Source organism: Denitrobaculum tricleocarpae (assembly GCF_007004665.1).
In the GTDB taxonomy this organism is placed as follows: domain Bacteria; phylum Pseudomonadota; class Alphaproteobacteria; order Kiloniellales; family Kiloniellaceae; genus Denitrobaculum; species Denitrobaculum tricleocarpae.
In genome coordinates this window covers 341,146-362,737 of sequence record NZ_ML660059.1, presented here as the reverse complement: position 1 = coordinate 362,737, position 21,592 = coordinate 341,146, and the positions used below count along the sequence as shown (strand labels likewise).

Here is a 21,592-nt window from a genome sequence, read left to right as displayed (position 1 = left end):
CGATCGCTGTATCGCAGCTCGGACAGCATGAGTCGTCGTGGCGCTGCCGTGTAGTACCTGTCCCATAGTGCTTCCTTATCGATGGTCTTCAATGTGATACCATCACACCGTGGGACTATACACCTAGTCTTTGGGTTCGGCGCTCAGGGTGCGCAGGATGCCGCGGGACATCCGGGTGCGCTCGGCGAAGTGCGTGGCCTGGGGTCCGCAGAGTTCGCAGGCCGGGTCACGCCGGGTCTTGATCTTGCGGAAGGTCGTGGCCAGTGCGTCGTAGAGCAGCAGTGAGCCCGAGAGACTCTCGCCGATCCCCAGCAACTCCTTGATCACCTCGACCGCCTGCAGGGATCCCATGGTGCCCGCCAGCGCGCCCAGCACGCCGACGTCCGCGCAGCTTTGCTTGGGGTCGCCCTGCTGCGCGCCGAAAAGACAGCGGTAGCAGGGATGTTCGCCCTCCTGATGGGCCTTGAAGGTCGCGAGCTGTCCGTCGAAGCGCATGATGGCGGCGGAGACCAGGGTCTTTCCGGCGAGAAAGCAGGCGTCATTGACCAGGTAACGGGTGGTAAAATTGTCCGAGCCGTCGGCGACCAGATCGTATTCCTCGATCAGGCCGATGGCGTTTTCGGGCGTCAGGCGTTCGGCATGTTCGATCACCCGGGCCTCGGGATTGATCTCCGCCAGGCGGCGGCGCGCGCTCTCGACTTTGGGCCGGCCGATCGCCGAGGTGTCGTGGAGGATCTGGCGCTGAAGGTTCGAAAGATCCACCACGTCGTCATCGATGACGCCGAGCGTTCCGACCCCCGCCGCCGCCAGATAGCTCAGAAGCGGTGAGCCGAGGCCGCCCGCGCCGATCACCAGGACCTTGGAGTCCAGCAGCCTGGACTGGCCGTCCTCGCCAATTTCCGGCAGCACCAGATGGCGCGCATAGCGGTCGATTTGTGCGTCTGAAAAATCCACGGTTACCTCTTCGGGCGTGCTCGGGTCTCTGTGTCGGCTGATTTTGTTATATGGGGACGTTTCGCCGCTCCCTGCAAGAAGAGCGTGGACCCGTCCTAAAAACCCTCAAAGAGATCGGTGCTGAGGTAGCGTTCCGCAAAGGATGGCAGGATCACCACGATCAGCTTGCCCTCCATGTCCGGCCGCACGCCGACTTCAAGTGCCGCCGCCAGGGCCGCACCTGAAGAGATCCCCACCGGAACGCCTTCGATGGCGGCGGCCTCGCGGGCGGTCCGGAACGCGGTGTCGTTACCGATGCGCAGCACCTCGTCGATCAGGGAGGTGTCCAGAATGTCGGGCACGAAGCCTGCGCCGATCCCCTGGATCTTGTGCGCGCCCGGTTGCCCGCCGGAGAGAACCGGGCTGTCTTCCGGCTCGACGGCGACGATCCTGATATCGGGGTTGCGGGCCTTCAGCGCCCGGCCCACGCCGCTCAAAGTGCCGCCGGTGCCCACCCCCATGACCACCACATCCACCTTGCCGCCGGTGTCATGCCAGATCTCCTCGGCGGTCGCGGTCAGGTGGATCGCCGGGTTGGCGGGGTTCTTGAACTGCTGCGGAATGACCGCGTCGGGCAGTTCCTCCAGAAGCTGCTCAGCCTTGGAAACCGCGCCGCGCATTCCAAGTGCGCCATCGGTCAGGATCAGCTCCGCGCCCAGGAACCGCAGCATCTTGCGGCGCTCCACCGACATGGTTTCGGGCATGGTCAGGATCAGCCGGTAGCCCTTGGCGGCGCAGACGAAGGCCAGTGCGATCCCCGTGTTGCCGCTGGTCGGCTCGATGATGGTGGTCTCCGGTCCGATCTTCCCGGCTTTCTCGAGCGCTTCGATCATGGAAAGGCCGATCCGGTCTTTCACCGAGGTCAGGGGATTGAAGAATTCGCATTTTCCCGCGATCTCGGCCACCGCACCGTGCGCGGCTTTCAGCCTGCTCAGGCGCACAAGCGGCGTAGCGCCTATGGTCTGGAGGATGTTGTCGTAGATCCGGCCCCGGAATTCGGGTGTCTTCTCGGGCGCGGCGTCATCAGCGGCCGGATTCCCGGTTCCTGCGTCCAGGCCGGCGTTAAGCGGGGATTTGCGGATGGTCATGTTCCTTGAGCGCCGGTTCTTCGAAGTTGCGTTCGTCGGGAGAGTCTAGGTGTTACCAGAGTCTGGGTCTTACTAAAGTCTGGGTCTTACTAAAGTCTGGGTCTTACTAAAGTCTGGGTCTTAATACAGTTCTGTTTTGTATTTTAAAGGTCAATTCCGGTTTTTGACAGCGTCCGTGGAGATCTCGCTAGATCGAAAAGTCCGGAATGTTGCTGTTGCCCGGCTCCAGCTCGCGGGCGATGTTTTTTTCGCGCGCGGTCTCGCAAAGCTGTTCGATCGTCGTGTGGTCGAAGCGTTCCATCATTTCGCGCTGCATATCGATCCAAAGCGGCCGCACCACCTTTACGCCGATCTCGGAGCCGTCCGGTTCGCTGGCGGGGTCGATGGTGCCTTCGAGTTGGCGTACGATGCGGATGATCTCTCCCACCGATATACGCCGCCGTTCCCGCGCCAGCCGGTAGCCGCCGCGCGGCCCGCGCTGTCCGGCGAGAATACCGTGATGTACGAGCTGCTGCAGAACCTGCTCGAGGTAGCGGCGGGGAATGCCCTGGCGTCGTGAAATATCGCTGGAGCGCACGGTGTTCCCGCCTGCGTGATAGGCGATATCGACCACAGCCTCGATCGCGAACAGCAGTTTTTTGGACAACCGGAGCATGGGTTTTATCCTCCGCTTGCCTGGGCGCTGGCTTGGGCGACTTCTGCGACCTGCGGTCCCGTGCCGGTCGAACCGAAGCCGCCGGTGCCCCGGGCGGAAGCCTCCAGATCTTCGCTGACCTGCCAGCTTCCCTGCATACAGGGTGCGATGACCATTTGGGCGATGCGGCTGCCGCGGCTAATGACATAAGGCTCCTGACCCAGGTTGATCAGGATGACCCCGACCTCGCCGCGGTAATCCGCGTCGACCGTGCCGGGCGAATTCAGCACCGTCACACCGTTTTTCAGGGCAAGGCCCGAGCGCGGCCGGACCTGGGCCTCGAAACCGGCGGGCAGGGCGATCGCGAGACCGCTGGGGATCAGCTTGCGCTCACCGGGGGCCAGAGTGACGTCGTCCGCCACGGCGGCCATGAGGTCCATGCCCGCGCTCTGCGCCGTGGCATAGGCGGGCAGATCGAGATCCGCGCCGTGGGGCAGGCGCTTAACGGCGATGGTAACGGGGTTCATAAAGTCTCCTGCGTGTCTTTCTCCGGTCTGCGGAGCCGGATTTGTTTCCTGTGATCGGGTTGGTCAAATGGCTGTCGGCGCCGCCGTCTCGAGTCCGCCGGCAAAATAGTCCGCGATGCGTTCCGCAAGGCGCTGCGCGACATCGCTCTTATCCATGCGCGCCCAGCTGTCCACACCCTGCGCGTCGATGACATGGACCGTATTCTCCGCCCCGCCGAAGGTGCCGCTCTGCGGAGAGACGTCGTTGGCGACAATCCAGTCGCAGGCCTTGCGGGCGCGTTTTTCCGTCGCCTGCCGGATCACGTCCTCGGTCTCCGCGGCGAAGCCGACCACGAGGCCGGGCCGGTCGTTTCCGCGCTGGGACAAGGACGCGAGGATATCGGGATTGGGGGTCAGTTCCAGTTTGGGAATCCCGGCGCCGGCTCCATCGCTTCCGGTTTTCTTGATCTTGCGGTCGCTTTGGCTGGCGACGCGCCAGTCGGCGACGGCGGCGGCGCAGACCGCGATATCGGCGGGCAACGCGGTCTCGCAGGCGGCCAGCATCTGCTGGGCGGATTCGATATGGATGACCTCCATGCCCGTGGGATCGGGCAATTGGGTCGGTCCTGTCACCAGCGTTGTCCTGGCGCCCAGGCCGCTCAGCGCCCGGGCGATGGCGTGGCCCTGTTTGCCGGAAGAACGGTTGGCGATGTAGCGTACGGGATCGATGGCTTCGTGGGTGGGGCCGCTGGTGACCAGCGCGCTTCGGCCTGCCAGGGGGGCTCCGAGCGGTCCTGCGCCGCCAGCCGCACGGGACTGACGCCCCAGGGTTGTCAGAATCGCGGCCACGATCTCATGCGGTTCCGCCATGCGTCCGAAGCCGAACTCGCCGCAGGCCATGTCGCCTTCGTAGGGTCCGACCAGTTTCACACCGCGCTCTTGCAGAGTGGCAATGTTGGCCCGGGTCGCCGGGTGATCCCACATGCGCACATTCATGGCCGGTGCGATCAGCACCTCCTTGTCGGTCGCCAGCAGGGCCGTGGAGGCCAGATCATCGGCCTGACCCGTTGCCATCTTGGCGATCAGATCCGCGGTTGCCGGCGCGACCACCATCAGATCGGCGTCGCGGGACAGCTGGATATGACCCATCTCGGCTTCGTCGGTCAGCGAGAAGAGCTCGCCGTAGACCTTGTCTTCGGTCAGGGCCGAGAGCGAGAGGGGCGTGACGAATTCCGCACCTGAACGGGTTAAAATACAGCGCACCCTGATCGACTGCTCCCGAAGACGGCGGATCAGTTCCAAGGCTTTGTAAGCTGCGATTCCGCCAGCAACGACGAGCAGTACGCGGGTCTCACCGGTCATGATTTCATCCGTTATTTAACGGTAAGAATGCGTAGATAACCTAATGAGCGACCAGCGGTTTTGCAAGGCCGCGCGACGCGGCATTCCTGATCGCTCTCGACATGGCCGCCGTCAGCTTTTCCGGGGCTTCCGGGTTAATGATGATCGAGCGCTTGGAATGCGGCAGCCGCGGGAAGCCGTCGCGCGGTGAGAGGACCTTCATGTCCGGCTCGACGCTGTTCTCGTAGAGGATGCCGACGGCGAAACCGGCCCGGATCGCCGCCTTCTGGCTGGTCAGACCGCTGCACTCGAACGCAATGCTGTAAGGACGCCCCTGCTGTTCGAGAGCCTTCGTGGGCAACTCCTGCCACCAGCAGCCCCGGTCCATGATGGCCAGCGGCACCGGCTCCGAGCGGTCGAGACAGAGGGTCCCGCTGGCGACCCAGACCGGCTTTTGCGTGAGAAAGACCTCTCCCGCGATATCTCCAGGGCCCGAGTAGACGGCGATATCCAGGGCTCCGCGTTGAACCGCCTCGGGAAATCCCACGGTACAGCCGGAAGATGCGACCACGTCGACACCGGGATTGCTGCGGGCGAAGTCGGCCAGCGTGCGTTCCAACACGTTTTCTTCGAAGTCGTCCGGGATGCCGACCCGTATTTTGCCCTTCAGCGCCGCTTGGAACAGGGCGTGGACCTGGCCGAGTTCCGCGAGGACACGCCGGGCGACGGGCAAAAGGCGCTCGCCGTTGACCGACAAAACCATGCCTTTGGCGTCGCGTTCGAAAAGCGAGACCTTCAATTCGCTCTCGAGCTTGCGCAGCTGCACGCTGATCGCGGATTGACTGCGGTTCAGGCGCGAGGCGGCCAGGGTGAGATTGCCGCAGTCGGCGATTTCCAGGAAAGTCCGGAGCAGGCTGCTGTCCGGAGTCGGGCGTTCGTTTGCATTCATGGAGGCAATCGTATCAATTCATTTTTCTGATCGCAATCCATCGCCCAAAATCGCATGGTTGCGGGTTGCCGTCTCATTTGGGGGAGGCGACCCCGTCATTCACCACCGCCTCCCAACCCCGCAGCCTTTACCGGCGCATTCACCGCACAAGCGAGATCCTTTCCGTGAGCAGCAGTTCCCCCAAGTGGCTGGCCTTTGCACCCGGCATCTTTCTTGTGATGTGGTCAACGGGTTATGTCGCGGCAAAGTTCGGGCTCGGCTTCATCGAGCCTCTGACCTTTCTGGCGCTGCGCTTCGCCTGCGTCGTTGTCATCATGGCGGCTCTCTTTCTGGTTTTGCGCCCGCCCTTGCCCAAGTCGCGCGCGGAGTGGACGCATCTCGCGATCGTGGGTTTCCTGCTGCAATCGATGTATTTCGGCATGTGCTACATGTCCTTTAATGCGGGGCTGGCGGTCGGGACCCTGGCGCTGATCCTGTCGCTGCAGCCCATACTCGTTGGCCTGATCGCACCGAGATGGAGCGGGGAGACTGTGGGCTGGCAACGCTGGATCGGCCTGCTGCTCGGATTGACGGGCGCGGTGATCGTCATCCTGGCGCGCTCCGAGATCGCGGTCCCCTCCGCCCTCGGGTTCCTGTTCGCGGCTCTCGCGCTTTTCGGTATTACCGGAGGCTCCCTATGGGAAAAGCGCTACGGCGTCTCACATCATCCGGTCACGTCAAACCTGGTTGCCTTCGCCGCGGGATTTATCGGCGTTCTGCCTTTCGTGGTCGCTTTTGAAAGCCTGCAGATCACCTGGACATGGCAGCTTGCGGCTTCCCTGACCTACCTGATTATCGGCAGCTCGCTGATCGGTGTCGGCCTGTTGCTGGCCATGATCCGGGCCGGCGACGTCTCGCGGGTTTCCGCACTCTTCTTTCTGGTGCCGCCGATGGCCGCCGCCTTTGCATGGCTTGTCCTGGATGAAGTCATGCCACCCGCCGCCTGGTTCGGCATGGTGGTCGCCGGCGCGGGTGTGTTTATGGCGACCTCGACAAAAAAGGTGATTGCCTGATGCTGCCCATGATCGCTTTTGCAGATTAGGTCATGTCATGTCAGTTTGCGGCTGCTTGTTCTCAAAGGTTTCGTTCCGATGACGTTTACAGATGATACCCGCGCAAAGCGCAATGTCGCCGTCCTTGTGGCTGCGCAGGCGATCCTCGGGGCGCAGATGCCGATGATTTTTGTCGTTGGCGGTCTGGCCGGCGGGATGCTGGCCGGGAACCCCTGCTTTGCGACGCTGCCCATCTCGATGATCGTGTTCGGATCCATGACCACCGCGCCCTGGCTTTCCCCGCTGATGCAGCGTCAGGGGCGCAGGTTCGGCTTTTTCGTGGGTGCCCTCGGTGGCGCCGTCGGCGCGGCGATCGCGGCCTATGGCCTCTATATCGCGTCCTTTCCGCTGCTGCTCCTGGGGTCCTACTTCACGGGTATCTACATGTCCGCGCAGGGCTTCTACCGCTTTGCCGCGACCGATACGGCCAGCGATGCCTTCCGGCCCAAGGCGATTTCCTATGTCATGGCGGGCGGGCTTCTGTCAGCCATCTTCGGGCCGCAGCTGAATAAGATCGTCTCCGACGGCTCGGCCCTGCCGTTCATCGGCGGCGACCTCCCGCCCATCCCTTTCATCGGCACTTACCTGACCATCATCGTCATCAACCTGCTGGGGATGTTTCTGTTTCTGCTTCTGGACCTGCCGAACGGGAAGCAGAATAAAGCCGCGGCGTCGGCAGCACCGGCCGGGCGGTCGCGCCTGGAACTGCTGCGCAATCCCACCATCCTGGTCGCGATCATCTGCGGCATGGTTTCCTATTCCCTGATGAACCTTGTCATGACCTCGACGCCCCTGGCGGTCGTGGGCTGCGGCCTGACCAGTAACAATGCGAACGACATCGTTTCGGCCCATGTGCTCGCGATGTTTATCCCGTCGTTTTTCACCGGCCACCTGATCGTGCGCTTCGGCGTCACGCGGATCATCGTTGCGGGGCTGGTGATTCTCGGCCTCGCGGGTGTCGTAGCCCTGACGGGCGTCACGCTCGAACGGTTCTTTATCGCCTTGATCCTGCTGGGCGTGGGCTGGAATTTCGGCTTCGTGGGCGCGACCACTCTGCTGGCCAGCGCCCATGCGCCCAATGAACGCGGCCAGACCCAGGGTCTGAACGACATGATGGTGTTCGGCTGCGTCACGCTGGCCAGTCTTGCCTCGGGTGGCCTGATGAACTGCTCAGGCGGAACGGCGGTCGACGGTTGGAACGCCGTCAACATCGCGATGATTCCGTTCCTGCTGCTGGCCGGCGGCGCACTGCTGTGGCTGACGCTCAAGGACCGCCGCAAGGCCCGGATCGCAGCATGATTTGCATTGCGTTCCGCCGGTCCAGGGCGGCAACATAGCGCGTCGATCTCCGGAGTATGTCTATGCGCGCCCCTTCCAGCCCCTTTGTCCACCACCCGGAGCTCGAGGGTAAAATCACCGATCCGCAGACGTCGTTCTTCCGTAAATTCAGTATTGCCTCTGTGTTCGCGGAAAAGCCGGAGCTGCAGTGGGTCCTGGAGAAGCTGCGCAGCGAGAGTGATCGCGAACGCTCGCGCGCAGAGACACTCGCCGACTACCGCGATAAGGATCTTTGGGTCTTCGCCTACGGGTCCTTGATGTGGGATCCGGCCTTTCACTTCGCCGAGGTCCGCCGCGCAACCGTGCCCGGCTACGACCGGCGTTTCGTTTTGAAGCACACCTATGGTGCGCGCGGCACACCCGATGCGCCGGGCCTGATGGCCGCGCTGGACGAAGGCGATTGCTGCGAAGGTCTGCTGTTCCGGATCGCGGCAAAGGACATCGAGACGGAAAGCGAAATTCTGTGGCGGCGCGAAATGGTCGGTCACGCCTATAAACCGACTTTCGTGACCGCGATGGTCGAAGATCAGGCAGTGACGGCTTTGACCTTCGTGGCCGACCGTTCCTCGGAAGTCATCTGTCCGGACCTGACCCGGGAAGAGCAGATCCGTTTTCTCGCGAGCGGCGTCGGCTTTCTGGGAACCAGCAAGGAATACCTCAGCAACATCGTCCGCCAGTTTGCCGCGCTCGGCGTTGTCGACGAAGACTGTTCGGCGCTCTTGCAGGAAGTCGAGGATTACCTCGCTGCGGGATAACCAGAGATTCCACTTAGCCTAGTCGTCAGCCAGGTCTCCTGAAGCCTTTGCGGATCCTGCAAGCTTGGTATCCGGGCTTTTTATGGCGCTCCGCATCACTACAGGGCTCGCGCCTAACGCCTTGTAAAGGCGTGTAATTCCGCCGTCGAATCCTCGGGATCCATAATATTGGATCTGTGTTCAGTTCACGATCTGCAATGCGAGGGAAATGATCATGCTCCTGTAAAGACCACGCAGTGTCTCTACCTGAAGTAGTTGCCGGTAAGTGCGAAGCAAAAACAAGTAAAATGTGTAATTAACTGTGTATTAAATTGATTATCGCATTGTTTGATTGCAAATCAGGACATTTTATCTTGTTTATGTATATATAAAAACCAACTGGGGGTGGTTTGTAGTGTCGATTAAACGTACTGTTTTGGTAATCAACATTCTTTTGGCAGTCGTAATTGGTTCTGCCATTACTTTTGTTGTGGCGAGAGAGTGGCGCGAACTTCAGAAGCTGGATGGGGCGGCGCAAGCCGTAAACATTCTCAGCTCTTTGTCCGAGGCAACGATTGAGCTCTCGTTAGAACGTTCACTGACCCAGGTTGCCCTCAGCCTGGATCCGCCGGTCAGCGACGATATCAAGGCCATGATTGATCGGCAGCGTGGTCTTTCGCAGAAGCTGTTTGCCGATGCGCGGGAAAGACTGCTCTCTGCTTCGGCTATCGGCAATCGCGACGCGCTTGCCGGGCGGTTGGATTCCTATCTCGATCAAATGGCAGAACTCAGATCCAAGGGTGATGCCCTCGTCGCTGTTGGCATCGCGGATCGTGACCCAACTGCCATCCATGACATTCCGACGGACATTAAGGCCATCGTGTCCAGCCTGGATTCACTTGGCGGCTCGATACGCGATCTGATCAGGGAAGCACCCACCAATATGGTTGTGACCGACCAGGTCATACAGAGCGCTTGGGCGGTCCGCGAGTTCGGCGGCCGTGAGCGCACGCTGTTTGCCATTGCCACGGCACGTCGTGAGCCGATCTCCCGAGGTGACATTGCCTATATGAACCTTAACCACGGACTGGCGTCCTACGCGTGGCAGCGGCTCGCTGCAGTGCAGACATCCCCACTCCTTTCGCCGGAAGTACGCGCGCAGATAGAGCTTTTGAGGAAGGGTTACTTCGAGGACTATGACAAGCTGCGAAAAGAGCTTTTCGCAGTGTCGGAGACCGGCGGATACCCGATCGACTTCAATACACTGTTCGAGCGTTCGGAAACGGCGCTTCAAACTGCGGTCAGCCTGTTGAATGTCGCCGTCGACAGCAACACCCGGAATGTTGAAAACGCCCTTAGCTCCGGGCAGACGACTCTTTGGATTGAAACCTTGGTCGGACTTGTCTGTGCGCTGCTGATCGTGTTTGCCGGTTGGTTCATGATCATGCGGGTCGCGCGGCCCCTTGCCGGTATGACCGACTCAATGCGCGAGCTGGCCGGCGGCAACAACGCGGTCGATATTCCGGCAAGAGACCGCAGCGACGAGCTGGGTCAGATGGCGGAAGCCGTTCAGGTCTTTAAAGACACCGCCATCGAGGCGGAGCGTCTGGCCTCGCAACAGGCGGAACAAGAGGCGCGCGCGGAGAAGGAAAAACGCGAGGCAACGCTGAAATTAGCCGACGAATTGGAAAGCAGCATCAAGTCCGCGGTCGATGCGGTTTCCGGAGCTGCCGCGGAGATGCAGGCGACCGCCGAAGTCATGAGTAAGAGCGCCCAGCAAACGGATCAACAGGCTGCTGAGGTTGCCACTGCCGCGGAGCAAACCTCATCTAACGTGCAGACGGTTGCTTCGGCCTCGGGAGAACTCTCGAATTCGATCCAGGAAATCAGCCGTCAGGTCACGCAATCGACGGAGATTACCCGCGATGCCGTGGTCCAGGCTGAACAGACCAGTTCCACGGTTGAAGGCCTGGCCGCCGGCGCACAAAAGATCGGTCTCGTGATTGCCTTGATCAACGACATCGCCGAGCAAACCAATCTGCTTGCCCTGAACGCCACGATCGAGGCGGCAAGGGCCGGGGATGCCGGTAAGGGGTTTGCGGTCGTGGCTTCTGAAGTCAAATCTCTGGCCAATCAGACAGCTAAGGCCACCGAGGAGATATCGCAGCAGATCGACACGATGCAGTTGGCTACCAATGACACCGTTACCGCCATCGGGAACGTGCGGCAATCGATCGAGAGAATCAGCCAGGTCTGCGCGGACATCGCCTCGGCGGTGGAAGAACAGAATTCCGCAACACAGGAGATCTCCGACAATGTGCAGGAGGTGGCACAGGGTACCACGCGCGTGACGTCCAACATCCACGGCGTGACGCAGTCATCCGCCGAGACCGGTGCGGCCGCAGGCAAAGTCAGTGCCGCGACCGGGGGGCTCTCGACGGAAGCGGAGAAGCTGCGCCAATCGGTCGAGAGTATCCTTTCCTCAATGCGGGCGGCATAACCGCGGCAGTCCACTCGGCCGTTCTCTGAACGGAGCAGGTCCAGTTTCGACGAGATCGGCAAAGGTAGCCGGTCGCGCTGGCGAGGCCGATCTGACTCTGCGAATCAGGTCAGACTCAAGGTAGTGGTCGAAATCTTGATTCGGTTCCAGCAAAGCATGATCCGATCCGGATAGCGGCTGCTTACAGCAGAACGCGTGCTTCTCTGGCCAGGCGCCGGGCCTTTTTGTGGCCCGTCTTCGGGCCCCCATGCAAATTTGCATTTTCCTTGTGCCGTTTCTCGGGTTCAAGCCAAGCTGATTTGGGTGTATTCAAACATTCATAAGCTAGCTACCTAAGCAGAAATTTTTCTGCTTTGTTCGTTGAAATTTGAAAAAATCTATATTCGACAATTGCTTATTAAAACGACCGTTGCCGGCAAGCCACCCGAGGACATTACTTCGGGTGGTGCCGCGCAACAAAACTCAAGGGAACTGAAACGCCTTTGATGGGGGCGCTCCTGCACGGTGAGCGTTCTTTCGCCGCCCCAATAATACAGCTTCAAAACGGCTGACTGACTTACTGGAAATTCTCTTATGAAATCTTTTGTTCAATCACAATTGATCGCCTGGATTTGCGGCATCGCCGGCTTGTTTGCCTTCTGGCTGGTCCTGGCGCCCGCACCGGCTTCCGCGGTTCCGCTTCTCTGGACGTTGAACGATGTCACCTTCAACAACGGCGGCACCGCAAGCGGCTCCTTCCGCTTCGACGCAGACACGGCAAGCTACAGCGATGTTGCGGTCACGACCTCCGGCGCCGGTATCGATGCCAGTTTCGATCTGGCAGCGGGCGGTAACGCGGAGTTTCTCAGCCTGTTGAACGCTGCCGACGGTCCTGATTTTGCCGGTGCTCCAACCCTGCGGCTCGCGTTCCTGGATCTCCTGACCAATCTGGGTGGTGAAGTCGGGCTGGAGCTGAACAGCTTTTCCTCAGCCATTGCCGGCTGCGGCAATGCCGATTGCAGTCTCCTGATTGGCGGAGTCGACTTTCAGCTCGCCAGCGGTTCGGTGATCAGCGAGGCCGTCACACAGGTTTCAGAACCCGGGACGCTTTCGATGCTGGTGCTCGGGCTTGGCGTGCTCGGCTTCAAGCGGCGGAGAGAAGCTTCCCGCCGGTAAATCCGGAGCCTTAGAACCAGGCGCTGCTAAAACCAAACAGTCGCCGCGAGAAGTAGACCCAGCGCGAGCGACAGTCCGCCCAGGACCAGACTGAGCTTCTGGGTCCGGGCGCGGCCCTGCAATGCCTCGAAGGTTTTCGGGTGCAGGCCCAGGCCGCCGTTCGCGACATCGTGGGCGACCTTCTCCAGGTTCGAGATCAGTTGCGGCAGGCGTTCCGCGGATTGCAGAAGCTGCAGCGCGCCGTCGCGCACGCGCGCTTCCGGACCCCGGTGCTCGCGCATCCAGGCCTCGATCAAGGGCTGGGCGAGCACCCAGATGTTCAGCTCAGGATCCAGGCGGCGGCTCACACCTTCGGCCATCAGCATGTTCTTTTGCAGCAGGAGAAGCTGCGGCTGGACCGGCATGTCGAAGGATTCCGTGAGCTGCAGCAGCTGCGCCAGGAGGCGCGCGAAGGAGATCTGCTGGAGCGGCTTTCCGGCGATGGGTTCGCAGACCGACCGCAGCGCCTGGGCATAGGTGTCCAGCGACTTGCCCGCCGGCAGGTATCCGGCCTCGACCTGGACCTCGGCGAGGCGGTGGTAGTCACGGGCGATGGTCGCCATCAGCATATCGGCCAGGGAGCAGCGGGTCCGGTAATCGAGCCGGCCCATGATGCCGAAATCCACCGCGAAGATATTGCCGTCCGTATCAACGCCCATGTTGCCCGGATGCTGGTCGCCGTGAAAAAGCCCGTCCCGGAAAACCTGGTTGAAGAAGATCGCCGCCGCTTTGTAGAGCACCTCTTCGAGATCGTGACCCGCCGCGATCAGGGCGTCGCGGTCATCCATGGGAATGCCGCCGACCCGCTCCATGGTCAGGACCCGGCGCGAGGTGCGTTGCCAGTCGATGGCGGGAACGCGGTAGGTAAAATCGTCCTCGAAGTTTTCGCTGAGCTCCGCCGCGCCGGCAGCTTCCATGCGCAGGTCCATCTCCAGGCGCACGGTCTCCTCGAACGTGCCGACCACTTCGACCGGCTTGAGACGGCGCAGCGAGGGCTGCGTGCTTTCCACCAGTTCGGCAAGACCGTAGAAGAGCGCGAGATCCTGTTCGAAGGCCTGCTCGATGCCCGGCCGCAGAATCTTGACCGCCGCTTCCTGTCCGTCGGCGGTGACCGCCATATGCACCTGAGCGATCGACGCGGCCGAGATGGGTTTGTCGTCGAAGCTCTCAAACAGCTCGTCGATCGAGAGTTCCAGTTCACGCTCGATGGTCGCGCGGGCTTCGGCGGTCGGAAAGGGCGGCAGGTTGTCCTGTAACTGCGCCAGGTCGCCCGCGACTTCCTCGCCCAGAAGATCGGCGCGGGTGGAGAGAAACTGCCCCAGCTTGATGAAGCTCGGTCCCAGCTCGGTCAGTGCGCGCGCCAGTTTCTGCCCCGGCCGTCCCTCGGCTTTACGGCGCGAGACCAGCCGCGCGATCCAGACCACGGTGCGGGCGATCTTGACCGCTTCGAGCGCGGCCAGCGCATCGTGCCGGGCAAGGGTGCGGGCAATCGTGATCAGGCGGAGGAGGATACGGACCGAGCGGATCATAAAGTCATGTCTGTTTTCAGATGCGCCAGCCGGAGTGCAGCGCCGCGATGCCGCCGCTCAGGTTGCGGTAGCTGGTCATGGAGAGGCCCGCCGCGTTCATCAGCGCGATCAGGTCCTCCTGGGGTGGGAACCTGCGGATGCTTTCGGCGAGATACTGATAGGACGCGCGGTCTTTCGCCACCGCTTCGCCCATGGCCGGGAGCACCTTGAAGGAGTAGAGGTCGTAAAGCGATGCGAAGGCGGGGATCACCACCTGGCTGAACTCCAGGCAAAGAAAGCGTCCGCCCGGCTTGAGCACGCGCTTTGCTTCGGCCAGCGCCGCGGGAATGTCGGTGACATTGCGAAGACCGAAGGCGATGCTATAGGCGTCGAAGCTGCGGTCCGGGAAGGGCAAGGCCTCGGCGTTGCCGCAGACCCAGTCCATGCTGTGCAGGATGCCGCGGTCCAGTCCCCGGTCCCGTCCGACCTCGAGCATGCCCAGCGTCAGGTCGCAGACCGTGATCGGCGCGCGCTGTTCTTCCCCCTCGTCAGACTCATCTTCACCGGACAGGACGACCGGGACATCATCCTTTGCTTGAGATAAGCGCTCGTCGATACGGAAGGCGATGTCGCCGGTCCCGCCCGCCACGTCCAGGAACGTCTGACCGGGCCGGGGGTCCAGCCAATCGATCATGGAGGCTTTCCAGAGCCGATGGATGCCGCCCGACATGAGATCGTTCATCAGGTCGTAGTTGGAGGCCACGCTCTCGAACACGCCCTGCACGCGCCCGCGTTTTTCGCCGAGCGGCACATCCTGGTAGCCGAAATGAGTCGTGGCCCCGGAGCCGCCTGAGGGCGCGCCTGCATCGGCCTTTTGAGAGGCACTTCCGGGACCCGCAGATGAAGAAGATTTTGCTGACATGGCGCGGACCATAGCGCGCGCTTGGCCGCCGCGCTACTCTGTCGCTTCGCAATCTCGTTTTTGGGCGCGGCTCACAGAGATCCGGCGCCTGTTCTGAAAGAGGTCCAGTTTTCCTAAATGCCTGAATTGCCAGAGGTTGAGACGGTCATGCGCGGCCTGCGCGTCCGGCTCGACGGCCGCCGGTTGGTCAAAGTGACGCAGCGGCGCGCCAACCTGCGTTTCCCCTTTCCCGACAATTTCGCGCAGCGTCTGACCGGCCGCAGGGTCGAGTCCCTGTCGCGCCGGGCGAAGTACATTCTGATGCAGCTCGACGACGGGCAGGTTCTGCTCTGTCATCTGGGGATGTCGGGACGGATGGTTATTATCGATGCCCAGGATCTGAAAGACGGGGCCTCGCGCTGGGAGAAGCACGATCATGTCATCTTCGAAACCGACCTGGGCGACGAGATCCGCTTCAACGATGCCCGGCGCTTCGGGGCCATGGACCTGATCGACGGCGCGCAGCTCGAGGAACACAAACTCCTGAGGGGCATCGGACCGGAACCGCTGAGCAATGCCTTCAACGGTCCTGAACTCGCGCGGCGCCTGGAGGGAAAACGTTCACCCATCAAGGCGGCGCTGCTGGACCAGAAGGTGGTCGCCGGGCTGGGCAACATCTACGTCTGTGAAGCGCTTCACATCGCCGGGCTTTCGCCGAAGCGTCAGGCCTATACGGTCCAGGGACAACGCGCCGAGAAGCTCGTCGCCGCGATCCGCGACGTTCTCGGCCGCGCGATCGAGGCCGGTGGTTCGAGCCTGCGGGATTACGTGCAGGCGGATGGCGAGCTTGGGTACTTCCAGCACGACTGGGTGGTCTACGGCCGCGAGGGAGAGAGCTGCAGGCGCTGTGCGGCGGATTCCGGAGGAAAGAACGAGGTGCCGATCAAACGCCTGGTTCAGTCGAACCGCTCCACTTTCTATTGTGCCCGCTGTCAGCGGTAGGGTAGACAGAAGCATGCGACGTGCGCAGACCTCAGAGACTTCTTCTCCACACCGGCAGACTCATCCTGCGGCGGCGGTTCGCGCCGCGCTTTCCGGCTGTGGCTTTTCCTTGATGATCGCGCTGACTGCGCTGCTTTTTTCCGGGCATGCGCAAGCTGAAAACTTACTTGAAGGCTACGAGATCGTCGACAGCAGGATAACCATCAGTTCGGGAGGCACCGCCGGCGCGTTCGTGACCGGCCTGGAAGATGTTCCGCTCATGCCGGATCTTCAAGATGTGCCCGAGGCGGCGGTGATTTTCGACAAGCCCGCAGGGCGCCTGATTGAGGCTTACGCGGAAGGGAACGTGGAACCTGCGGCTGTGCTCGGGTTTTACCGCGATACCCTGCCGCAATTGGGCTGGTCCCTTGAAGCGGTAGAGGGCGCGACCGGTGTTTTTCTCCGGGAGCGTGAGCGTCTGGAAATTCATGTGCTGGAAGGACAGGACCGGCGCACCGTGCGCTTTGTGCTCTCACCGAAATAGACACTAATCACGCCGGTTCACCGGACCCGCTTCAGGGCCCGGGGCTTCACCGGCGAAGACCGAGTTATGGAGACGACGAGACAATGGCCTACGAAAACATCCTGGTGGAAACACGCGGCAATGTCGGACTGATCACCCTGAACCGTCCCAAGGCGATGAACGCGCTCTGCGCCGCGCTGATCGACGAGCTGTCGGACGCGCTCGACGGCTTCGAGAAGGATGCCGGGATCCGCTGCATCGTTCTGACCGGATCGGAAAAGGCTTTCGCCGCCGGAGCCGACATCAAGGAGATGAAGTCGAAGGACTTTATGGATGTCTACGGCGAGGATTTCATCACCCACGATTGGGAACGTGTCACCTGGACCCGCAAACCGGTCATTGCGGCTGTGGCCGGCTATGCTTTGGGCGGCGGCTGCGAAATGGCGATGATGTGTGACTTTATTATCGCGGCGGAGAACGCGAAGTTCGGCCAGCCCGAGATCACCATCGGCACCATTCCGGGATCCGGCGGCACCCAGCGCCTGACCCGCTTCGTCGGCAAGTCCAAAGCTATGGAAATGTGCCTGACCGGCCGCATGATGGATGCCGCAGAGGCCGAGCGTTCCGGCCTGGTCAGCCGGGTTGTGCCCGTCGAGGATCTGCTGGAAGACGCGATGAAGACCGCCGAGAAAATTGCCGGCCTTTCCCTGCCCTCGGTCATGATGGCCAAGGAGGCGGTCAACCGTGCTTATGAGACGACCCTGGCGGAAGGGGTGAAGTTCGAGCGCCGCCTGTTCCATTCCTCCTTCGCCACCCAGGATCAGAAGGAAGGCATGGCTGCCTTCGCCGAAAAGCGCCCGGCCAACTGGAAGCACCGCTAACCCATCCGGCATGGGCCGTAAGACTCGAACCGACACTAACTGTAAGAAAGATATGGTTGTTTTCGAGTTTTGAGCGATGGGCGGCCGGGTTTGAGGCCCCGGTGCCTGCGAAACCCGGAAAATCAAAGGAATTTGCCGGGTTTCATCGCTTGACGGCGCTGTGGGCGGCGGTTATAACCCCGGCCTCATTCAACATGCATAGAATTACAGGTCTCCCAGATGGCCCATCATAAGTCTGCCAAAAAACGGATCCGCCAGACCGCACGGCGCACCGAAGTAAATGGCGCACGAGTCGGTCGTATCCGCACGTTCGTCAAGAACGTGGAAGCGGCGATCGCCGGCGGCGACAAGACAGCTGCTGCCGCAGCTTTCAAGGAAGCGCAGCCGGAACTGCACCGCGGTGCCCAGGCGGGTGTGATGCACGCCAACACCGTCGGTCGTAAGCTCTCGCGCCTGAACGCCCGTATCAAGGCGATGGCCTAAGTCTTCAAAACGCGGCTGCGGCCTTCCGCCGCGCCTGCTGAAAGACGAAACGAGACCGCGCTCCTTTTTGGGGGCGCGGTTTTTCTTGACCCGAGTTTTTGACCCGAGTTTTTGACCCGGTTTTTTTTACAGCCCGCGTTTTCCTGGCCCAGTTTTTTTTGTGGCCGGGTTTTTTGTGGCCGGGTTTCGACCCCCATGCATTACCACCCGGACCTGATACTACCGGGAGTCAGGATGTTTTTCGCTGGATCGGTGAATTAGGCTCCCGGCTTCATTCTGCTGCGGTTCGGCAACGGCAGGGGGCTGAAAAAACCTGTTCCCTGTCCGGGGTTAAAACGATCCTTCGCTAAACCGTTGAACTCGCTTTGGATCATCTTAACGCGCTTCGCTTTGCCGCGCGCGAATAGGTCGCGGTAGTGTGATTTTTGGGGTACACACTGTGTCTTTCGGGCAAAAAAAATTAGCGTTCTTGATTCGATCTTGTTGCCAGAAAGCGGCCTCCCGAGTACACTCCTTGCCGTCAGCCGGGTTCTGGCGTGTCAATAAATTCGGCAAAATTATAAGTAATAATACCTACGGCTTTTCTTTTTTGAAGAATTGCCAAAGGGAAACGTGACGGCAATGGTTCGTGAATACTCGGTGGGTGCAGGGATTATTTCTTTTTGTCCGGCGTTGAGGATAACTGGGGCGGACAAATCGGCTAAAAATAAACGAGTGTTAGGATGCGGTGCGCGCGTCCGAGGTGTTGTTTGATGTTGGGTATTGGGTTTTGTCGAGGATTTTCTGGCATTGGATTTTCTGGTCGAGTATTTTCTGCGCGTGGTTGCTCCGTCTTCCGTTGTCTCGGAATCGTGCCGACAGTGAGAAATTCGGGTCAATAATCAAAAAACAATGGTCGGCACAATAGTAGGTAATTCGGGGGAACGCATGGGGCGCGAGCAGGCAACTGCGCGAGTGACGGAACAATGGGCGCGGGTGCGTGGCCGCTTGCGGACGGAGGTGGGTGAGGCTGCTTTTCGAAGCTGGCTGAAACCGCTGACTCTGGTAAGCGAGGCACGGAACGTGGTGCGCATGTCGGTGCCGACCCGATTCATGCGCGACTGGGTTGCCGACAACTACGCCGAGCGGATTCACGCGCTCTGGAGCGACGAGAATGAATCCGTTCAATCGGTCGAGATCGTGGTGCAGCCGCCGAGCCGGCCCAACCCGAAGCCGGATGGAAGAAGTGACGAAGGCGATGCGGCCCGAGGCCTCTCCACAGGCAACGGACGCAGCCGAAGCAAGACCGCGGACGCTGCCCAGGAAGACTGCAAGCTGACCAAATCGGATCGGGGCGGCGCGACGATGAACAAGTCGGCGAAGGATAAGCTTCAAAAGAGCGACTCAGGTCTTTACGTCGAGGCCGGGCGCGCGTCCGACCGCGATATTTCCGCACCGCTCGATCCGCGTTTCACCTTCGACAATTTTGTCGTGGGCAAGCCGAACGAGCTGGCCTATGCGGCGGCCCGGCGGGTCGCGGAAGCCGGTAACGCCCCTTTTAATCCGCTGTTTCTCTATGGCGGTGTCGGTCTCGGCAAGACCCATCTGATGCACGCCATCGCGTGGCAGATCAAAACCCAGACCCCCGATCGCCGGATCATCTATCTCTCCGCCGAAAAATTCATGTACCAGTTCGTCAAGGCGCTGCGCACCAAGGACACCATGTCTTTCAAGGAGCAGTTCCGTTCGGTCGACATTCTGATGATTGACGATGTCCAGTTCATCGGCGGCCGTGAGGCGACCCAGGAAGAGTTTTTCCATACCTTCAACGCGCTGGTCGATCAGAACCGCCAGGTGGTGATTTCCGCGGACAAGAGCCCCTCCGACCTGGAGGGGGTCGAGGAGCGCATGCGCTCGCGTCTGGGCTGGGGGCTCGTGGCCGACATTCACCCGACCACCTACGAGCTGCGTCTTGGTATTCTACAGTCCAAGTCCGAACAGCTCGATGTGGACATCCCGCCGAAGGTTCTGGAGTTCCTGGCCCACAAAATCACCTCCAACGTCCGCGAGCTGGAGGGGGCCCTGAACCGCATTGTCGCCCACGCGACGCTGGTCGGCCGCTCGGTGACCCTCGAGACCACCCAGGACGTGCTGCACGACCTGCTGAGGGCCAACGACCGCCGGGTCACCATCGAGGAAATCCAGAAGCGGGTGGCCGAGCACTACAACGTTCGGATCGCGGATATGCATTCCGCACGCCGCGCCCGGGCCGTTGCCCGCCCGCGCCAGGTCGCCATGTACCTCTCCAAGCACCTGACATCCCGTTCCCTGCCCGAAATCGGCCGTAAATTCGGCGGGCGGGATCATACCACCGTGATGCATGCCGTGCGGAAGATCGATGAGCTCAAGTCGACGGACTCGAACTTTGCAGAGGATGTCGAACTGCTGCGCCGCATGCTTGAGGGCTGACATTAAGTCTTAACTATCAATGTCTTGAAGGGACTTTCACGCCGTTTGGCGGTGGCGGTCGCCTGACATCGTGCCGGGATCGCCGGTTACGAGTGGACTCGACCCTTCGCGGCAGCTTCGAAAACCCGTTCGTGAAGCGCTGATTTTGTGCAAAATCAGCGCTTTTTGCTGCTCTAGACATTTACCTTGCACCACTGTGCAGTTTATACTGCGCCCCCGAGTCGCTGCGGGCTTTCGGCAAGAGTCCGCAAAGGGCGCGGGGTAGGTATAGGTGCTTCCGGACGGCTCTTTTTTTCGGGCCCGTCGCCGGGGGTGAATCAGACAGACAACTCTCGCCGGGAAAGACGTTTCGTAACAATATGAAGCTGACAATCGAACGCGCCGCGCTGCTGAAGTCGCTGGCCCATGTACAGAGCGTTGTTGAACGCCGTAACACCATCCCCATCCTGTCAAACGTTCTATTGGAAGCCAGCGACGGCAAGCTCTCCCTGACCGCTACCGATATGGACCTGACCATTGTGGATGAGGTCGAGGCCGCGGTCGGCGAACCGGGCGCGACAACCGCGCCGGCTCATACTTTCTACGACATCGTCCGTAAGCTGCCTGACGGGGCGCAGGTCGAGGTCATCGCCGGTGGCGACGCGTCGCAGATGACCCTGAAGGCCGGTCGCTCGACCTTCACGCTCGCGACCCTGCCCAAGGAAGACTTCCCGGCCGGTGGCGACGCTGAGCTGCCTCAGGCTTTTGCACTGCATGCCGGCGAGCTGCGCAATCTGGTCGACCGGACCCGCTTTGCCATCTCTACGGAAGAGACCCGCTATTATCTCAACGGCATCTACGTGCATGCCACCGAGTCCGATGGCGTGCCGGTGTTGCGCGCGGTCGCAACTGACGGTCACCGTTTGGCCCGTTTCGAAATGCCCGTGCCGGACGGTGCCGCGAGCATGCCCGGCGTGATCGTGCCGCGAAAGACCGTCGGCGAGCTCCGGAAGCTGATCGACGAGCGGGACGAAGCCATCGAGATCGCTCTCTCCGATACCAAGATCCGCTTTGCCTTCGGCCCGACGGTTCTGACCTCGAAACTGATCGACGGCACCTTCCCCGACTATGAGCGGGTGATCCCCTCGAACAACGACAAGATGCTTGAGGTCGACTGCAAGGCGTTCGCGCAGGCGGTCGATCGCGTTTCGACGATTTCCTCGGAGAAATCGCGCGCCGTGAAGATGGCGCTGAATTCCAGCAGCATGACCCTCTCGGCGACGAGCCCGGAAAACGGCAGTGCGGTCGAGGAAATTGAAGTCGACTATGGCGGCGAGGCCATCGAGATCGGGTTTAACTCCCGCTATCTTCTGGATATTGCCATGCAGATCGAAGGCGACAGTGCCGTTTTCGCCATGGCCGATGCCGCATCGCCGACGATCGTGCAGGACGTCAAGGACGCGAGCGCCCTTTACGTTCTCATGCCGATGCGTGTCTGATCATCCGACCGTTGTTCCGGA

General features: G+C 61.1%; 19 protein-coding genes. 11 read left to right on the top strand and 8 right to left on the bottom strand.

Features of this window, described 5'->3' with window-relative positions; translation table 11 throughout:
• Window positions 1–123: 123 nt before the first annotated feature.
• The 6 genes from FKG95_RS22300 to FKG95_RS22275 all read right to left on the bottom strand — a co-directional run bounded on the left by FKG95_RS22300 (window position 124) and on the right by FKG95_RS22275 (window position 5,511).
• Window positions 124–954, bottom strand: coding sequence for a HesA/MoeB/ThiF family protein (locus FKG95_RS22300; protein ID WP_142898625.1), 831 nt, complete (start codon window positions 952–954; stop codon window positions 124–126).
• Between the two features lie 95 nt (window positions 955–1,049).
• On the bottom strand, window positions 1,050–2,081 hold the full coding sequence (gene cysK, locus FKG95_RS22295; RefSeq protein WP_142898624.1) for a cysteine synthase A: 1,032 nt from the start codon (window positions 2,079–2,081) through the stop codon (window positions 1,050–1,052).
• Between the two features lie 187 nt (window positions 2,082–2,268).
• Window positions 2,269–2,736: an RrF2 family transcriptional regulator gene (locus tag FKG95_RS22290; RefSeq protein ID WP_142898623.1), complete on the bottom strand. Its 468-nt coding sequence runs from the start codon at window positions 2,734–2,736 to the stop codon at window positions 2,269–2,271.
• 5 nt (window positions 2,737–2,741) lie between these two features.
• Window positions 2,742–3,242, bottom strand: coding sequence for a dUTP diphosphatase (gene dut / locus FKG95_RS22285; protein WP_142898622.1), 501 nt, complete (start codon window positions 3,240–3,242; stop codon window positions 2,742–2,744).
• A gap of 63 nt (window positions 3,243–3,305) precedes the next feature.
• A complete protein-coding gene (gene coaBC / locus FKG95_RS22280; RefSeq protein WP_142898621.1) occupies window positions 3,306–4,583 on the bottom strand; it encodes a bifunctional phosphopantothenoylcysteine decarboxylase/phosphopantothenate--cysteine ligase CoaBC in 1,278 nt (425 codons plus the stop codon).
• A 40-nt stretch (window positions 4,584–4,623) separates the two neighbouring features.
• A complete protein-coding gene (locus tag FKG95_RS22275; RefSeq protein WP_142898620.1) occupies window positions 4,624–5,511 on the bottom strand; it encodes a LysR family transcriptional regulator in 888 nt (295 codons plus the stop codon).
• Between the two features lie 164 nt (window positions 5,512–5,675).
• Here FKG95_RS22275 and FKG95_RS22270 point away from each other — a divergent pair, with 164 nt between their 5' ends.
• The 5 genes from FKG95_RS22270 (at window position 5,676) to FKG95_RS22250 (ending at window position 12,329) form a co-directional block, all read left to right on the top strand.
• Window positions 5,676–6,563 carry a DMT family transporter gene (locus FKG95_RS22270; RefSeq protein WP_218940319.1) on the top strand — a complete coding sequence of 296 codons (888 nt, stop codon included), beginning with the start codon at window positions 5,676–5,678 and terminating at the stop codon, window positions 6,561–6,563.
• 78 nt (window positions 6,564–6,641) lie between these two features.
• Complete coding sequence (locus FKG95_RS22265; RefSeq protein WP_142898619.1) at window positions 6,642–7,901, top strand: MFS transporter; 1,260 nt, start codon at window positions 6,642–6,644, stop codon at window positions 7,899–7,901.
• Window positions 7,902–7,963: 62 nt separating this feature from the next.
• A complete protein-coding gene (locus FKG95_RS22260; protein ID WP_179954229.1) occupies window positions 7,964–8,695 on the top strand; it encodes a gamma-glutamylcyclotransferase in 732 nt (243 codons plus the stop codon).
• Between the two features lie 394 nt (window positions 8,696–9,089).
• The gene (locus FKG95_RS22255) at window positions 9,090–11,174 is read left to right on the top strand and encodes a methyl-accepting chemotaxis protein (protein ID WP_142898617.1); all 2,085 of its coding nucleotides are present in this window, start codon (window positions 9,090–9,092) and stop codon (window positions 11,172–11,174) included.
• A 573-nt stretch (window positions 11,175–11,747) separates the two neighbouring features.
• Window positions 11,748–12,329, top strand: coding sequence for a PEP-CTERM sorting domain-containing protein (locus FKG95_RS22250; RefSeq protein ID WP_142898616.1), 582 nt, complete (start codon window positions 11,748–11,750; stop codon window positions 12,327–12,329).
• A 26-nt stretch (window positions 12,330–12,355) separates the two neighbouring features.
• Here the strand turns inward: FKG95_RS22250 and ubiB are convergent, their stop codons facing one another.
• Entirely contained in the window at window positions 12,356–13,897 is a 1,542-nt protein-coding gene (gene ubiB, locus FKG95_RS22245; protein ID WP_142898615.1) for a 2-polyprenylphenol 6-hydroxylase, read from the bottom strand.
• 16 nt (window positions 13,898–13,913) lie between these two features.
• Window positions 13,914–14,798: a class I SAM-dependent methyltransferase gene (locus tag FKG95_RS22240; protein ID WP_142898614.1), complete on the bottom strand. Its 885-nt coding sequence runs from the start codon at window positions 14,796–14,798 to the stop codon at window positions 13,914–13,916.
• 117 nt (window positions 14,799–14,915) lie between these two features.
• Here FKG95_RS22240 and mutM point away from each other — a divergent pair, with 117 nt between their 5' ends.
• The 6 genes from mutM to dnaN all read left to right on the top strand — a co-directional run bounded on the left by mutM (window position 14,916) and on the right by dnaN (window position 21,571).
• Entirely contained in the window at window positions 14,916–15,779 is an 864-nt protein-coding gene (gene mutM, locus FKG95_RS22235) for a bifunctional DNA-formamidopyrimidine glycosylase/DNA-(apurinic or apyrimidinic site) lyase (RefSeq protein WP_142898613.1), read from the top strand.
• A 13-nt stretch (window positions 15,780–15,792) separates the two neighbouring features.
• Window positions 15,793–16,302 (top strand): hypothetical protein, encoded by a 510-nt coding sequence (locus FKG95_RS22230; RefSeq protein ID WP_142898612.1) that lies wholly within the window; start codon window positions 15,793–15,795, stop codon window positions 16,300–16,302.
• An 83-nt stretch (window positions 16,303–16,385) separates the two neighbouring features.
• Window positions 16,386–17,162: an enoyl-CoA hydratase gene (locus tag FKG95_RS22225; RefSeq protein ID WP_142898611.1), complete on the top strand. Its 777-nt coding sequence runs from the start codon at window positions 16,386–16,388 to the stop codon at window positions 17,160–17,162.
• 219 nt (window positions 17,163–17,381) lie between these two features.
• Window positions 17,382–17,645: a 30S ribosomal protein S20 gene (rpsT, locus tag FKG95_RS22220; RefSeq protein ID WP_142898610.1), complete on the top strand. Its 264-nt coding sequence runs from the start codon at window positions 17,382–17,384 to the stop codon at window positions 17,643–17,645.
• Window positions 17,646–18,572: 927 nt separating this feature from the next.
• Window positions 18,573–20,093 carry a chromosomal replication initiator protein DnaA gene (gene dnaA, locus FKG95_RS22215; RefSeq protein WP_142898609.1) on the top strand — a complete coding sequence of 507 codons (1,521 nt, stop codon included), beginning with the start codon at window positions 18,573–18,575 and terminating at the stop codon, window positions 20,091–20,093.
• A gap of 359 nt (window positions 20,094–20,452) precedes the next feature.
• A complete protein-coding gene (gene dnaN, locus FKG95_RS22210; protein WP_142898608.1) occupies window positions 20,453–21,571 on the top strand; it encodes a DNA polymerase III subunit beta in 1,119 nt (372 codons plus the stop codon).
• Window positions 21,572–21,592: the final 21 nt, after the last annotated feature.

Bases quoted from the DNA above. Each gene is read 5' to 3' on its own strand.
- cysK (WP_142898624.1), bottom strand. From the start codon at position 2,081: ATGACCATCCGCAAATCCCCGCTTAACGCCGGCCTGGACGCAGGAACC.
- FKG95_RS22290 (WP_142898623.1), bottom strand. From the start codon at position 2,736: ATGCTCCGGTTGTCCAAAAAACTGCTGTTCGCGATCGAGGCTGTGGTC.
- dut (WP_142898622.1), bottom strand. From the start codon at position 3,242: ATGAACCCCGTTACCATCGCCGTTAAGCGCCTGCCCCACGGCGCGGAT.
- coaBC (WP_142898621.1), bottom strand. From the start codon at position 4,583: ATGACCGGTGAGACCCGCGTACTGCTCGTCGTTGCTGGCGGAATCGCA.
- FKG95_RS22275 (WP_142898620.1), bottom strand. From the start codon at position 5,511: ATGAATGCAAACGAACGCCCGACTCCGGACAGCAGCCTGCTCCGGACT.
- FKG95_RS22265 (WP_142898619.1), top strand. From the start codon at position 6,642: ATGACGTTTACAGATGATACCCGCGCAAAGCGCAATGTCGCCGTCCTT.
- FKG95_RS22260 (WP_179954229.1), top strand. From the start codon at position 7,964: ATGCGCGCCCCTTCCAGCCCCTTTGTCCACCACCCGGAGCTCGAGGGT.
- FKG95_RS22250 (WP_142898616.1), top strand. From the start codon at position 11,748: ATGAAATCTTTTGTTCAATCACAATTGATCGCCTGGATTTGCGGCATC.
- ubiB (WP_142898615.1), bottom strand. From the start codon at position 13,897: ATGATCCGCTCGGTCCGTATCCTCCTCCGCCTGATCACGATTGCCCGC.
- FKG95_RS22240 (WP_142898614.1), bottom strand. From the start codon at position 14,798: ATGTCAGCAAAATCTTCTTCATCTGCGGGTCCCGGAAGTGCCTCTCAA.
- mutM (WP_142898613.1), top strand. From the start codon at position 14,916: ATGCCTGAATTGCCAGAGGTTGAGACGGTCATGCGCGGCCTGCGCGTC.
- FKG95_RS22230 (WP_142898612.1), top strand. From the start codon at position 15,793: ATGCGACGTGCGCAGACCTCAGAGACTTCTTCTCCACACCGGCAGACT.
- FKG95_RS22225 (WP_142898611.1), top strand. From the start codon at position 16,386: ATGGCCTACGAAAACATCCTGGTGGAAACACGCGGCAATGTCGGACTG.
- rpsT (WP_142898610.1), top strand. From the start codon at position 17,382: ATGGCCCATCATAAGTCTGCCAAAAAACGGATCCGCCAGACCGCACGG.
- dnaA (WP_142898609.1), top strand. From the start codon at position 18,573: ATGGGGCGCGAGCAGGCAACTGCGCGAGTGACGGAACAATGGGCGCGG.
- dnaN (WP_142898608.1), top strand. From the start codon at position 20,453: ATGAAGCTGACAATCGAACGCGCCGCGCTGCTGAAGTCGCTGGCCCAT.